Origin of the sequence: Moraxella sp. CTOTU48268, assembly GCF_032069585.1 — a bacterium.
Classification (GTDB): domain Bacteria; phylum Pseudomonadota; class Gammaproteobacteria; order Pseudomonadales; family Moraxellaceae; genus Faucicola; species Faucicola cinerea.
Genome location: NZ_DAMALV010000035.1, coordinates 10,845 through 24,122 on the forward strand (window position 1 = coordinate 10,845; position 13,278 = coordinate 24,122).

General features: G+C 46.1%; 13 protein-coding genes and 1 riboswitch. Of the genes, 6 read left to right on the forward strand and 7 right to left on the reverse strand.

What is annotated here, in order from left to right; translation table 11 throughout:
* The coding region (locus RT143_RS10135; RefSeq protein ID WP_313092852.1) for a magnesium chelatase subunit ChlI family protein at positions 1-458 on the forward strand (458 nt) is incomplete at its 5' end.
* 39 nt (positions 459-497) lie between these two features.
* Here the strand turns inward: RT143_RS10135 and RT143_RS10140 are convergent.
* The 3 genes from RT143_RS10140 to phoU all read right to left on the reverse strand — a co-directional run bounded on the left by RT143_RS10140 (position 498) and on the right by phoU (position 2,690).
* On the reverse strand, positions 498-1,058 hold the full coding sequence (locus RT143_RS10140) for a DUF4385 domain-containing protein (RefSeq protein WP_144918582.1): 561 nt from the start codon (positions 1,056-1,058) through the stop codon (positions 498-500).
* A complete protein-coding gene (locus RT143_RS10145) occupies positions 1,045-1,779 on the reverse strand; it encodes a phosphoglycolate phosphatase (protein ID WP_313092853.1) in 735 nt (244 codons plus the stop codon). Before RT143_RS10145 ends, RT143_RS10140 begins: the two co-directional genes overlap by 14 nt.
* 140 nt (positions 1,780-1,919) lie before the next feature.
* Positions 1,920-2,690, reverse strand: coding sequence for a phosphate signaling complex protein PhoU (phoU, locus tag RT143_RS10150; protein ID WP_313092854.1), 771 nt, complete (start codon positions 2,688-2,690; stop codon positions 1,920-1,922).
* 347 nt (positions 2,691-3,037) lie between these two features.
* On the opposite strand from phoU, the gene pstS reads away from it, so the two are divergent.
* The gene (gene pstS, locus RT143_RS10155) at positions 3,038-4,042 is read left to right on the forward strand and encodes a phosphate ABC transporter substrate-binding protein PstS (protein WP_076775617.1); all 1,005 of its coding nucleotides are present in this window, start codon (positions 3,038-3,040) and stop codon (positions 4,040-4,042) included.
* A gap of 81 nt (positions 4,043-4,123) precedes the next feature.
* Here pstS and RT143_RS10160 read toward each other — a convergent pair whose 3' ends face one another.
* Positions 4,124-5,464, reverse strand: coding sequence for a TolC family protein (locus tag RT143_RS10160; protein WP_313092856.1), 1,341 nt, complete (start codon positions 5,462-5,464; stop codon positions 4,124-4,126).
* A 160-nt stretch (positions 5,465-5,624) separates the two neighbouring features.
* Positions 5,625-5,727: riboswitch (TPP riboswitch) on the forward strand.
* Positions 5,728-5,869: 142 nt separating this feature from the next.
* Here RT143_RS10160 and thiC point away from each other — a divergent pair.
* Positions 5,870-7,888: a phosphomethylpyrimidine synthase ThiC gene (gene thiC / locus RT143_RS10165; RefSeq protein WP_313092857.1), complete on the forward strand. Its 2,019-nt coding sequence runs from the start codon at positions 5,870-5,872 to the stop codon at positions 7,886-7,888.
* 293 nt (positions 7,889-8,181) lie between these two features.
* Positions 8,182-8,742 (forward strand): hypothetical protein, encoded by a 561-nt coding sequence (locus RT143_RS10170; protein ID WP_313092858.1) that lies wholly within the window; start codon positions 8,182-8,184, stop codon positions 8,740-8,742.
* 70 nt (positions 8,743-8,812) lie between these two features.
* Here the strand turns inward: RT143_RS10170 and dapB are convergent, their stop codons facing one another.
* Together dapB and dnaJ are read right to left on the reverse strand one after the other, a co-directional pair.
* Positions 8,813-9,619, reverse strand: a complete 807-nt coding sequence (gene dapB / locus RT143_RS10175) for a 4-hydroxy-tetrahydrodipicolinate reductase (protein ID WP_313092859.1) — start codon at positions 9,617-9,619, stop codon at positions 8,813-8,815.
* 222 nt (positions 9,620-9,841) lie between these two features.
* On the reverse strand, positions 9,842-11,008 hold the full coding sequence (gene dnaJ / locus RT143_RS10180; protein WP_313092861.1) for a molecular chaperone DnaJ: 1,167 nt from the start codon (positions 11,006-11,008) through the stop codon (positions 9,842-9,844).
* 253 nt (positions 11,009-11,261) lie between these two features.
* Here dnaJ and RT143_RS10185 point away from each other — a divergent pair, with 253 nt between their 5' ends.
* Positions 11,262-11,921 (forward strand): DUF2939 domain-containing protein, encoded by a 660-nt coding sequence (locus RT143_RS10185; RefSeq protein ID WP_313092862.1) that lies wholly within the window; start codon positions 11,262-11,264, stop codon positions 11,919-11,921.
* Here the strand turns inward: RT143_RS10185 and RT143_RS10190 are convergent.
* Entirely contained in the window at positions 11,918-12,622 is a 705-nt protein-coding gene (locus tag RT143_RS10190) for a pseudouridine synthase (protein WP_313092864.1), read from the reverse strand. The two genes, RT143_RS10185 and RT143_RS10190, sit on opposite strands and share 4 nt — an antisense overlap.
* Positions 12,623-12,671: 49 nt before the next feature.
* Between RT143_RS10190 and RT143_RS10195 the strand changes: the two genes are divergently transcribed.
* Positions 12,672-13,268: a YigZ family protein gene (locus tag RT143_RS10195; RefSeq protein WP_313092865.1), complete on the forward strand. Its 597-nt coding sequence runs from the start codon at positions 12,672-12,674 to the stop codon at positions 13,266-13,268.
* Positions 13,269-13,278 lie beyond the last annotated feature (10 nt).

Genomic DNA, 13,278 nt, shown 5'->3' on the forward strand with positions numbered 1-13,278 from the left:
CCTGTGGCTACTATGGGGATAAATCAGGTCGCTGCCAGTGCCGACCCGAGCAAATCAAACGCTATCAAGAAAAGCTATCAGGACCTTTGCTTGACCGTATTGATTTGCATATTACCGTGCCTGCCCTGCCTGCCAGTGATTTGCAGTCAGCACAAAGGGGTGAGTCTTCTGCGGTAGTGCGTGAGCGGGTGATACAAGCCTATCAGCGTCAGCAAGCTAGACAGGGCAAAGCCAATAATGAACTCTCCCCCAGTGAACTTGACCAATTTGCGCCGCTTGGCGATGCAGAAAGTCGTATTTTGGCAATGGCACAAAGTCGGCTGAATCTGTCCGCTCGCGGCTATCATCGCGTCCTTCGCGTCGCCCGCACGATTGCGGACTTGGCAGGCAGTGACAATATTCAGACACCGCATCTGACAGAGGCACTCAGTTATCGTAGTCAATTAACGAATGCCTAATTTTCGTGCTAACTCATCATAGCGCAAGATATAGCAAGGCTATAAAAACGGATGCTCGCGAAAAAACGTGGGCGGTAGGTTATCGTATTGGGTGTCGTTGACGTATTTGGCTTCAAACTGTTTTTTTAGCGCTTTGTAGTCCGCATTGGCGCGGCATTCATCCCATTTTTGCTTAAAAATTTGCGCAGATTGGGCTTTGATTTGTGCGGATTCAAGCTGCTGTGCTTGCTGCGGCAATTGCTCACGCCCATGCGCGCCACTTTGTCCTTTTTTAGCGTCAGGGACAGCGCCGTCATATTTTTTGCCCCCTTTGTGATTGGCATAACGACGCGAGCGCGTATAACCCATTTGGATAAATTTACGCGCCATATCAGCACCGACAAAATCCCCTTGAGCAAGGTAGTCCAAAAACATCGCATAGATGGTATCACTGCTCTCACGCGCAAGTTCCGGCGTAGCAAATCGCCAATGCGGCAAAATCTCGGATTTATATGGCTCTACCAATAATACCCCTTGCTCACCGCGCCCCACCCGATACAACGCTGGATGTTCGCGAAAATTCAGCGTGTCAAAGTTGAGATGGTAATTAAACTCGTGCATGACTCAAAAACTCAGTCAGCGTGGCAAAGTCATCAAAGGTATGGGTCGGATGATAATCACGAATATCCTGCCCATAGTTATAGCCATACGATAACCCAAGCGTATCCATGCCCGCGTTTTGCCCTGCCAAAATATCGTTTTTGGAATCACCAATCATATAGCTTTGAGCGATGCCAAAGCCTAATTGGTCACAGATATGCAGTAGCGGCATCGGGTCAGGTTTTTTGGCAGGCAAGCTATCACCACCCAAAATATAAGCAAAAAGGGCTTGCCAACCCAATTTTTCGACAATCGCAGGAACAAAATCAATGGGTTTATTGGTGGCAATAGCGAGGCTATAGCCTTGCTCTTTAAGCTGACGCAACCCCTCGCTCACCCCTGCATAGGGCTGGGTTTTGACACAGGTGTTTTGATGGTAGTAGTCAAAAAAGAGGGCAAGCGCCTGATTGGTATCGTTTTCAGTGAGATTGGGGTCAATGGTTTGTGAGCCTGATAAGGCACGTTGCACCAGTACTTTGCCACCATTGCCCACCCAGTTGCGGATGACATCTTCGCTAAAGTTGGCTTTGCCAAGCGTGGTTAGCATCGCATTGACGGCGTCCGCCAAATCTGGCACGCTATCAATCAACGTACCGTCCAAGTCAAAAATAAGTAATGATTTTTGGGTGATATTTTCCAAAGCAGATGTGGGGGTTGGGGTGTTAAGTGATTCGCTAGACATGGTGTTTCCTATCGTTTTTTTCACCAAAAGTTGATAGGCTACAGTGTAGCAGAATCACCTAAAAATACCATGCAACCGTCCATTAAAATAACCTAACCCTGACAACCAATTCCGGCTAAGAGCAGGTTTGACTAAAAACGTTAGTTTTCGCCAGTGCTCGGTTGATAATCTAGTGAGGCATCATTGATTTCATGGCTAGCTGCGGGGTTAAATGCACTGTCTTTGTTGGCACCCAGTTTTTGATAACGCACATCTTCACCGGTGATACAAAAAATCAATTGCTCAGCGATATTACGCGCATGCGCACCAATACGCTCTATCGAACGTAGCACCCATAAAATATCAATGACTTTTGCTACATAGCGACCATCTTCCATGATGTAGGTCATCATCGCGCGTGATGCAGATTTGTACATCGCATCAATTTCACTATCTTGCTCTATTACTCGGTAAGCACCTGTTGCATCAAACTTGGCAAAAGCTTCTAGCGCATTTTTTAGCATCATCTGCACAAAATTACCCATTTGATGCGCTTCATGATACCCAATCGGTGATTGACCTTCTCGGGTCGCACGGCGCGCCATCTTGGCGATTTTTTTGGCTTCATCACCAATACGCTCAATGTCAGCGCCGCATTTACTCACTGCCATGATTAGGCGTAAGTCGGTTGCGGCAGGTTGACGACGTGCCAATACTTTGACCACCGAATCATCAAGCTGCTGCTCAGTAAAGTTGATTTCTTTGTCACCATCAATGACATCTTCGGCGAGCTCCACATCACTTTTTATCAGTGATTCAATCGCTTTGGTGAGATTGGCTTCTGCCATGCCACCCATTTTTAAAAACAAATTCACCAAGTTTTGTAAATCTTGGTCATAACTTTTTGATAAATGTTCACCAATTAAATTCATGTTTCCCTTCCTAACTCATGGATTGTGACTCATGGACTGAGCAAAATTGTTATTAAAAAAGCCTTTAAAGAAAAGCTAACTATAACTAAAAATTACGACAAAATGATGAAAAGTACGCTCCATGTCCGCCGATACGCCATCATGTAGGTCTAGTCAATACCAAACAAAATTTTTAATGTCATCAAACTTTAACATAACCGTAACAGATTTGACATTTTGTTACATTAACATGGTAACAATTTTTCAAGCTTTGGGTGATTTAAAACGCGACACATTAGTTGGCGACGTCCTAAGCTAAGTTATCATCTTCCCTGACAATCACCTCATTTGTCCATCAAGGAATTATTATGAAACTATCACATTTAATCGTCAGCGTGGCGTTAGCTGCTGTAGGCGCACAAGCCAATGCTGTTAACATCACAGGTGCTGGTGCAACCTTCCCACAACCTGTTTACTCAAAATGGGCAAGCGACTACCAAAAAGCAACGGGTAACCAAGTAAACTATCAAGGTATCGGTTCTTCAGGCGGTATCAAACAAATCCAAGCAAAAACGGTTGATTTTGGTGCCACTGATGCGCCCATGAGCCCAGCAGAGCTAAATGCCAGCGGCTTAATCCAATTCCCCGCAGTCATTGGCGGTATCGTACCTGTGGTCAACATCGCTGGCGTCAAACCAGGTCAATTAAAACTATCAGGCCCCGTCCTTGCTGACATCTATATGGGCAAAATCACTACTTGGAACGATGCACGTATCAAAGCATTAAACCCAGGTGTTGCCCTACCTGCCGCTAAGATTACCACCGTTAACCGCTCAGACGGTTCAGGTACCACTTTCGTATTTACTAACTACCTAAGCCAAGTATCAAGCGATTGGAAATCAAAAGTAGGCGCGGACAAAACTGTTAAATGGCCTAATGCTGCAGCGAGCGTGGGTGGTAAAGGTAACGAAGGCGTATCAAGCAACGTACAACGTGTTGCAAACTCCATCGGTTATGTTGAATACGCTTACGCAAAACAAAACCGTTTAGCTTATACCCAACTTCAAAACCGCGCCGGTAAATTTGTACTACCAGACGATTCAACGTTTGCCGCAGCATCAAACATTAACTGGGCACAATACCCTGGTTTTGCAGTGACTATCACTAACATGCCAGCAGCCAACGCTTGGCCAATCTCTGCAGCGACTTTCATCCTTGTACCACGTACGGGCGGTGCAAAAGCCAAAGAAGCGCTTAAATTCTTTGACTGGGCATTTACTAACGGCAATGCACAAGCAACTGCACTCGACTACGTTCCGCTACCTGCCGGTACTAAAGCTGCGGTTCGTAAAGAATGGACGAAAGTTAAATAGTCCTTTGCGTCAGCTTACTACGCAAATTAACCCTGCCAATTGGCGGGGTTTTTTAGCTTAAAATTTTGCCAAAAAAAAGCATTATATTAGCTGATTATCTAACACTTTGACCGTCTCATCGGTCAGATTGCCCGCAGCTTTTTGTAGGTCAATGTAGGCATTTAAATAATCAAAATACGCATTAATCAAATCGCGTTTGGCAGCGTGATATTGGCGCTCTGCCAGTAGCGTATCCACCATCGAGCGCACCCCCAAATCATAGCCTGTTTTTGACGCTTGGGCGACGCGGCGATTGGCCTCCACCGCAGTTTGCTGGGCTTTAATCGTGGCACGCTGTGCGACCAAATTTAAATACGCTTGGCTAGTCTGAGTCATGGCGGCTTGGTACACATAGGCGAGGCGACTTTTTGCCGCTTGCGCTTGCAGAGTGCCTTGCTCTACGCCTGCCCGCGTCCGCCCACCGGTATAAAACGGGAAATCCACTTCCACCCCAAAGCTATAATTGGTGCCATCAATAGCGCTAACATTATTATGGGTATAATCTTGCCACCCCACATTGCCTACCAAATCGACACGGGGATAGGCATTGGCTTTGAGATAATCGACTTGTTTGTTGGCAATCGCCACTTGGGTTTGTGCTAGCTGAATATCGAGATTATTATTTTGTGACTGCTGCATCCAGTTTTCGATACTTTGACTGGCCACCAGATTCAAATCAGGCGGTAATTTGATACTGTCTAGCTGATTGATTGGTTGACCGGTGAGCAGTGATAACTGCTGTTTGGCATTCACGATTGCCACGTCATTGTTGGCAATAGAGGCGCTGACGCTTTCAAGCCTTGCACGGCTCTCTTCGGTATCTACTCGCGCTGCTACCCCTTGCGCGAGTCTCGCTTGCATCATGTCATTTTGTGCTTTGAGTGCGGTGAACTCGGCATTGAGGCTATCTGTCATCGCTTCAGCGCGCAATACATTGAGATAGGCTTTGCTGATTTGCTCGATGAGTTGCTGATGCTGCTGTAATAGCTGGATGTCATTGGCTTGACTGGCGAGCACAGCTTTTTCATAGTTTGCCCATTTATCAGCACGAAACAAGGCTTGGCGCAGTCCGATACCGACTTGGCTTGCAGTATTGCCCGTGTCCGGGATTTTATCGTCTTTGGGATAAAACTGGTTATGTTTGACACTGCCTTGTAGTCCCACTTGCGGCAGCATATCGCCAAACGCTAGCTGCACATTTTTTTGCGTTGCTAAATAGTCATATTGCTGCCCTGCCCAATTGCCATTGGTGCGCTGGGCTGCACTATACAATTCCCACAAATCTTTTGCCATCGCGGCTGGGCTGAGGGACATCGACCCTATCAATGACATTGCCATCGCCCCTAACCGCCATCGGGCGCCAGTCGCTTTACGATTCCACAAACAGATGCATTCCATATCAATAATTACAACATTTTCAACAACCAAGGAGCCTCTATCATACCGATAGTTGTCAAAAAAATCAGTAATTTAGTTGAGTAAATTATCGTCAAAAATGGCTAAAAATCTATTAGGTAAACCTGTGAGTTTTTGTTAATATGGATATATTGACTCGGGGTGCAGTTGGATGACATACCAACGGCTGAGACATACCCGTCGAACCTGACACGGTTAATACCGTCGTAGGGAAGTCGTCTATTAGGTTAGTTAGACTAGTGTTTTTCTAGAATCAGTCTTTTACTAGAACCAGCTTTTTCTAGAATCAGTCTTTTACTAAAAATAGTCATACTCACCTATCTTCGCCCGAGTCCAGCAAACCATAACTTCATAACATAACAAGGACTCGCTATGAACCAACTTACCAACGTTACTCACAAGACCCCTGCCCACCGTGATCCTACCGATGACCGCTTTGAAGAAGAAGCGCGTGATTTGACGCGCGCCTTACCGGCATCTCGCAAAGTCTACATCCAAGGCTCACGCCCTGACATTCAAGTACCGATGCGGGAAATCACCTTGACCGATACCCCGGTGGGCGGTTTTGGCAAGGCAGAAGGCGAAAAAAACCCACCGTTTTATGTGTATGACACCTCAGGGGTATATACCGACCCCAATGTCGAAATTGACTTGACTAAAGGCTTACCAAAACTGCGTCAAGCTTGGATAGAAGCGCGCGGCGACACCGAGCAGCTTGCCAAACTCTCAAGCCAATACGGCAATGAGCGTGCCAATGACATCGCCACGGCTAACCTACGCTTTGGGCATATCGACAAGCCAAGACGGGCGATCAATGGCAAAAACGTCACCCAAATGCACTACGCCAAACAAGGCATCATCACCCCAGAGATGGAATACATCGCCATCCGTGAAACCCAAAAACAGCATGACCTGACAGATTTGCGTCAGCACGCTGGTAACAACTTTGGCGCCAACACCCCCAAACTCATCACCCCAGAATTTGTGCGTGCCGAAGTCGCTGCGGGACGGGCGATTATCCCCAATAACATCAATCACCCCGAATCAGAACCGATGATTATTGGGCGCAATTTTTTGGTTAAAATCAATGCCAATATCGGTAACTCAGCCCTGGGCTCTAGCATTGATGAAGAAGTTGCCAAAATGACCTGGGCTACCCGTTGGGGCGCGGACACCATCATGGACTTATCAACCGGTAAGCATATCCATGAAACCCGTGAATGGATTATCCGTAACTCCCCCGTGCCCATCGGTACCGTACCGATTTATCAAGCCCTAGAAAAAGTGGATGGCGTTGCCGAAGATTTGACATGGGACATCTTTAAAGACACCTTGATTGAACAGGCCGAGCAAGGTGTTGATTATTTTACCATTCACGCGGGCGTACTGCTGCGCTACGTACCGGTGACCGCCAATCGTTTGACGGGTATCGTGTCACGCGGCGGCTCGATTATGGCACAGTGGTGTCTTGCCCATCACAAAGAGAATTTTCTTTATACCCACTTTGAAGAAATTTGCGAGATTATGAAAGCCTACGACGTGGCGTTTAGTCTGGGTGATGGTTTGCGCCCCGGTTGCCTACAAGACGCCAACGATGATGCGCAGTTTGGTGAGCTCAAAACCTTGGGCGAGCTGACCCAAGTGGCATGGCAACATGACGTACAAGTTATGATTGAAGGTCCAGGTCACGTTGCTATGAACCGTATCAAAGAAAATATGGACTTACAGCTTGAAGTCTGTAAAGAAGCGCCTTTTTACACACTTGGACCTTTGACGACGGATATCGCCCCAGGCTACGACCACATCACATCTGCCATTGGTGCGGCGATGATTGGTTGGTACGGCACGGCCATGCTGTGCTATGTCACGCCAAAAGAGCATTTAGGTCTGCCGAACAAAAAGGATGTCAAAGACGGTATCATCACTTATAAAATCGCGGCACATGCAGCAGATTTGGCAAAAGGACACCCAGGTGCCCAAGCGCGGGATAACGCCTTGTCAAAAGCGCGTTTTGAGTTTCGCTGGGATGACCAGTTTAATCTGTCACTTGACCCTGATACGGCGCGCGAGTTCCATGATGAAACCTTGCCAAAAGAAGCGCATAAATCGGCGCATTTTTGCTCGATGTGTGGTCCAAAATTCTGCTCGATGAAAATCACCCAAAACGTGCGGGATTATGCAGCAGGGCTTGGGTTTAATAAGCCACAGCTTGGGCAAGACATCACCCCTGATACAGGTGAGTTATCGGATGCAAGCCACGCTATCAAGCAGGTGGATACTGAGTTGGTCGGCCAAGTCGGTGAAGCGTCTGCCGATGAAGTCCGCCTAGGCATGGAGCAGATGAAGCAAAAATTTATTGAAGAAGGCAAACAGCTGTATAAAGAAGTTTAAGCCCCAGCTAATCTAACGCCGCTATGATGTATAGCCGCTAGCGTAGTCAACTTGTCAAATACTGGTTGCCGGCTAGCGGCTTTTTTACACCAATTTTTATCATACTTTTTATTGATTTTTCAATCAGTTACCTGCTATGGTAGTGCCTTTTTAATGTGTCATTAATTAAAGTTAAAAAAACGCGCGAACCTATAACAGCTACTAATCTGCAAAGTCGTTTAACCCGCAAGTTGAAAATCGTATTTAATTGAATTAAAAGAACAAGCGTACTACAAAGAAATCAAGAGGTTTTTATGCACCCTAAAATTCTAACAGCTTTGACCCTTGCCGTGCTTGGCACAGGGGCTGCGCATGCAGCGCCCACCAATCCCACGCCTACTCGTGCTGCTGCCCAAACTACCCCCACCGTGCTACAGCAAAATCTATTGACCTTAATCAAAGCTGGTCAAGCGATGGAAGCTGAGACCCAAGTCAAACAAGCTGAAATCGAAAAAAAATACCAACCTAAAGTCGCTGAAGCCAAAACCGATGCCCAAAAAGCTGCGATTCAGACCCAGTTTTTAAATGAGGTGATTGCCTATAAAAGCTATCAAAAACAAAAATTTGCGGCAATCAAATTGACCGAGCCAAGCGTATCAAACTTGCGTGACCAATATATCGAAACGCTAAATAGCGATATCGCTGCCGCTCAAATCGTCATCGCCAATCCAAAACCAACCGCTGATTCTAAGAAAAAATTTGCAGAACAACTCACCAAATCAAAAAATTTAACGCTAGCAGTGCGTAATGGCTTAGAAACCCTAATGAAAAAAGCGGGCTTTAAAAAACAAGTACTACAACCCAAAACCAAATAAGCGTTAGTTAATAAAAAAGCCGAAACACCATCAAAGTGTTTCGGCTTTTTTGTTGGACAAGCAGTTGATGCTAATCTTTCAACCCAAGCACATCTTGCATATCAAACTGTCCTGTTTGCTGCTCATTGACCCACACCGCAGCACGCACCGCCCCTGCGGCAAAAGTCATGCGCTCACGGGCTTTATGGGTGATTTCAACTATTTCGCCATCGGCGATAAACATCACTGTATGGTCGCCGACAATCTCGCCACCGCGAATGGCATGGATACCAATCTCGCCTGCTTTGCGTGCGCCAGTTTGACCTTCGCGACCATAAATCGCCACGTCTTTTAGGTTTTGACCGCGTCCTTTGGCAACCGCTTCCGCCATCATATAAGCGGTGCCCGATGGCGCATCAATTTTGTGTTTATGGTGGGCTTCGATGACTTCGACATCGGCGCTGTCACCAAATGCTTTGGCAGCCATTTCAAGCAGCTTAAGGGTCAAATTCACCCCAGTTGAGTAGTTGCCTGCATATACGATGGCGATTTTTTCACTTGCCTGTTTTAAGATGGCGTTTTGTTCATCATTTAGGCCTGTTGTCCCAATGACCATATTGACGCCTTTGTCAGCACAAAGTTGTAAGTTTTTGGCAGTCGACTCAGGCAAGCTAAAATCTATGAGCACATCAATATCATGAATAACCCCTACCAAGTCATCGACCAAAGCGACATTAGTTTTGTCGAGATTAACTAACTCGCCCGCATCCACGCCCAACAAGCTTGAGCCTTGACGCTCTATCGCCCCTGCAAGGGTAGTTTGTGGATTTTGTGCCACTGCTTGAATCAGCATACGTCCCATGCGCCCACCTGCACCTATGACCCCGATTTTTACCATTTGCTTATCCTTTATCTAGCCTGATTACCTAGTGTAACTTTCTGATCTGATTTTCTAGCCTGATTTTCTTGCATAACTTTTTAAGTTCAAATCATAACAGCTTGTTTCGCTGAATCCTAGCTTAACTCAATACTGGCTTATGCCAAAAAAAACCCTTGCAATCATTACAAGGGTTTGATGTTTCACGTGAAACATCTATAAAACACTATAAACCAATAAAACTTAGTCAAACAAATCTTTGACATCTTCTTTGAGTTTATCAAAGAAGGATTTTTTCTGGGGCGATTGCTGATGATCACCCATAGATGATTGTAGCTGACGAAGTAGCTCTTTTTGTTCGTTGTTAAGGTTGGTCGGTGTCTCAACCACCACACGGCATAACAAGTCACCTTTCATCGTCGTGCGCACGGGTGTAACGCCTTTGCCTTTGATACGGAATACTTTATGGCTTTGGGTGCCTTCAGGAATGCGTAAATTGATACGTCCTTCAAGCGTTGGCACTTCCACCTCACGACCTAAGGCTGCATCCGCAAAGCTGATTGGCACATCCATGTATAAGTCAGCGCCTTCACGGGTAAAAATAGGGTGCTGTGCCACCCGGATTTCAACATACAAGTCGCCGCTTTCACCGCCCGTAATCGCTTCACCTTCGCCCGTTAAACGTACCCGATCGCCATTGTCGATGCCGGCAGGAATGGTGACTTCAAGTGTGCGTGATTTTTCTTTAACACCTGAGCCATGACAGTCATTGCAAGGATTTTTGATTTGTTTACCTGAGCCGCCACAGTTGGGACAGTTTTGTTGCACAGCAAAAAATCCTTGCTGCATACGTACCACACCCGCACCACCACAAGTTGCACAGGTCACGATATCGCTGCTGTCTTTGGCGCCCTTACCATCACAAGTTTCACAAGGGGCAGGTGCGGTAAAGGTAATTTCTTTTTTTGTCCCTTGCACCGCTTCTTCAAGCGTCAAATCCAGCATATAGCGTAAATCTGAGCCGCGTCTACTACGTCCACCCCCTGTGCGACCCCCAAAAATGTCGCCAAAAATGTCTTGGAAGCCGCTGGCGCTACCACCACGGCCGCCGCCCATGCCGCCAAAAATATCGCCAAAAATGTCTTGGAAGTTTCCACCGCCAAAGCCGCCACCGCCCATGCCATTCTCAAACGCTGCATGACCCATACGGTCATACGCTGAACGTTTGCTATCATCGCTTAGCACTTCGTATGCCATCGAGGCTTCTTTGAATTTTTCTTCGGCGGCAGGGTCATCAGGGTTACGGTCTGGATGATATTTCATCGCAAGTTTGCGGTAGGCTTTTTTGATTTCTTGTTCATTAGCGGTTTTATCTACCCCTAATACTTCATAAAAATCGCGTTTTGACATAGTAACTCCTTTGGCAGCATAGTTTTGACAGTACGGAAGAGTGGATTCGACCAGTAGCAACGTTTAGCAGCTGCCAAACCTTTGAAAGACTAAAATTTAAAAATATGCAATATAGTGGCGATTTTTGTTAAATAATCAAGCAAATAATCGGCAATCAGCGCAAAAATATTTTCCTTTTTTTGCAAGAAAAATACGCAATAGCCTAGCCCGTTGTTTTAAACTAATTAGCAAACTCTAACTCTGATAGTGATTTATGAAAAAAGTATTATCTCTGCTAATCATCCTTGCACTGATTGTCGTCGCATGGGTATTTGCCTCCCCTTATTGGGCAGTGTACCAACTGAAAAAAGCCTATGATGCACAACAAGCAGACACTATCAGTGCAGCAATTGAATTTACGCAACTGCAGCAAAGTATCAAATCACAGTTAACCCCTGTATTAATAGAAAAAGCCAGTCATATCGCAAAATCCCCGATTTTGCAGATGCTCAATATCGAGGTAAACCCTGATGACCTAGTGAATAAAATGGTCAATCAAGCCGTGGATAATACCGTCACGCCAGAGGGCGTACAGTATGCGCTGACAGGACAAGCGACCACCGAGTCGCTCAAAACAAATGTCAAACTGCTGGGTGGCTTGGTAGCCGTAGCGATGGATAAGATTGATATCAAAGACTTGATTTTGGCGCGCAATTCAGCTGAGCTTAATCAAAAAATTAAACAACAACTGCAATCGCCTAATCCCAATGCCACCACAGCAACGTCACAGACCCGACCGACCACACACTATTGTGGTTTTAACTGTTTTGAAGTCACCGGACAGGTGCGTGGCTATCCCTTAACGTTGAGCTTGCAGCGCCAAGGGCTTATTCATTGGAAAATCGTGGGTGTGACACTGCCGCTAAATGATTAAAATTGGTCAATTTCTTCAGCAGTCAAAAACCGGCTTTCGCCTTTTTCTAATCCTGCTAAGGTAATGTTACCGATGCTAGCACGGTGTAGCTCAATGACTTTATTGCCAAAGTAGCCCATCATACGTTTGACTTGGTGGTATTTGCCTTCCGTGAGTACCAGCTTGGCATGGGTAGCATCAGAAAAACTTAACTCAGCGGGTTTGGTTTTATCATACTCGTCTTCAAGCATGATGCCTTTTGCCAATTCTTTGATAGCAAATGCCTGTTGTGCTTCAGTCATTGGGTCGGCAAGCGTCAACTCATACACTTTTGCCACATGATGTTTGGGGCTGGTGACGCGGTGCAAAAAGCCACCATCATCACTAAGCAGCAGCGCACCTGTGGTATCGACATCGAGTCGCCCTGCAATCCGCAAACTACCTAGCTGGGGTACATCAATCAAGTCTGTGACAATCGGCCACTCTTTTGGCTTTAGGGTGCATTCAAAGCCTTCTGGCTTATATAACAGTAAGTAGCGATTGCCCGTCGCGACTGATAACGGCTCACCCGCCCATTCGATATCATCAACCACTTCATCGATATGTAGGCTTGAATCTTTGACCACCTCGCCATTGACAGTGACTTCGCCTGCGTGCAAGATTTTTTTGCAGTCTTTACGCGATAGTTCGGTGGCTTTGCTTAAAAATTTGTCTAAACGCATTTTTTTGTTATCCTAGTGCTTGTTTTGTTTATTGTAACATAGATTAACCATGACCTATTACACGCTTAGCGCCCCATGTACTGCCACACTTGAGATTAAAAAAAGCCAATTTTTGGGCTTTGGCTTTGCCATTGATAGCCGCGAGCAATTAATGTTTCACGTGGAACAATTACGCAACCAATATCCCGATGCGCGCCATGTGTGCTATGGCTATATTATTGGCGACCCACACAACACCACCTCAGCCGGCTTTGATGATGATGGTGAGCCCAGTGGTACGGCAGGCAAGCCGATTTTAAACGTGTTACAACACAAGGGCATTGGTAATTGCGTGGTCATTGTGGTGCGTTACTTTGGCGGTATCAAACTTGGTGGAGGCGGTCTGACACGTGCCTATAGTAGCACCGCTCAAGCCGTGGTTGATAATATGAATTTGCACGAATTTGTGCGGTTAAGCGTGATAATGGTTGAAACCGATTTTGCCAATGAATCCTTTGTTAGGCATACATTAGACGGCTTTAATGCCACGATTTTAAAGGTTGATTATGGTAAAAATGTCGTTTTGACAGTGGAGCTTGCGCAAAAGTCGGTTCAAGCCCTTAGCGAAAAAATCGGCTTTTACGGGACTGTGAAAGCCAGTGAATAACCAAAAGCCA

Excerpts from the sequence above, each read along its gene's own strand:
- phoU (WP_313092854.1), bottom strand. The coding sequence starts at position 2,690 with ATGAATTTAATTGGTGAACATTTATCAAAAAGTTATGACCAAGATTTA.
- RT143_RS10185 (WP_313092862.1), top strand. The coding sequence starts at position 11,262 with ATGAAAAAAGTATTATCTCTGCTAATCATCCTTGCACTGATTGTCGTC.
- thiC (WP_313092857.1), top strand. The coding sequence starts at position 5,870 with ATGAACCAACTTACCAACGTTACTCACAAGACCCCTGCCCACCGTGAT.
- RT143_RS10190 (WP_313092864.1), bottom strand. The coding sequence starts at position 12,622 with ATGCGTTTAGACAAATTTTTAAGCAAAGCCACCGAACTATCGCGTAAA.
- pstS (WP_076775617.1), top strand. The coding sequence starts at position 3,038 with ATGAAACTATCACATTTAATCGTCAGCGTGGCGTTAGCTGCTGTAGGC.
- RT143_RS10170 (WP_313092858.1), top strand. The coding sequence starts at position 8,182 with ATGCACCCTAAAATTCTAACAGCTTTGACCCTTGCCGTGCTTGGCACA.
- dnaJ (WP_313092861.1), bottom strand. The coding sequence starts at position 11,008 with ATGTCAAAACGCGATTTTTATGAAGTATTAGGGGTAGATAAAACCGCT.
- RT143_RS10195 (WP_313092865.1), top strand. The coding sequence starts at position 12,672 with ATGACCTATTACACGCTTAGCGCCCCATGTACTGCCACACTTGAGATT.
- RT143_RS10145 (WP_313092853.1), bottom strand. The coding sequence starts at position 1,779 with ATGTCTAGCGAATCACTTAACACCCCAACCCCCACATCTGCTTTGGAA.
- dapB (WP_313092859.1), bottom strand. The coding sequence starts at position 9,619 with ATGGTAAAAATCGGGGTCATAGGTGCAGGTGGGCGCATGGGACGTATG.
- RT143_RS10140 (WP_144918582.1), bottom strand. The coding sequence starts at position 1,058 with ATGCACGAGTTTAATTACCATCTCAACTTTGACACGCTGAATTTTCGC.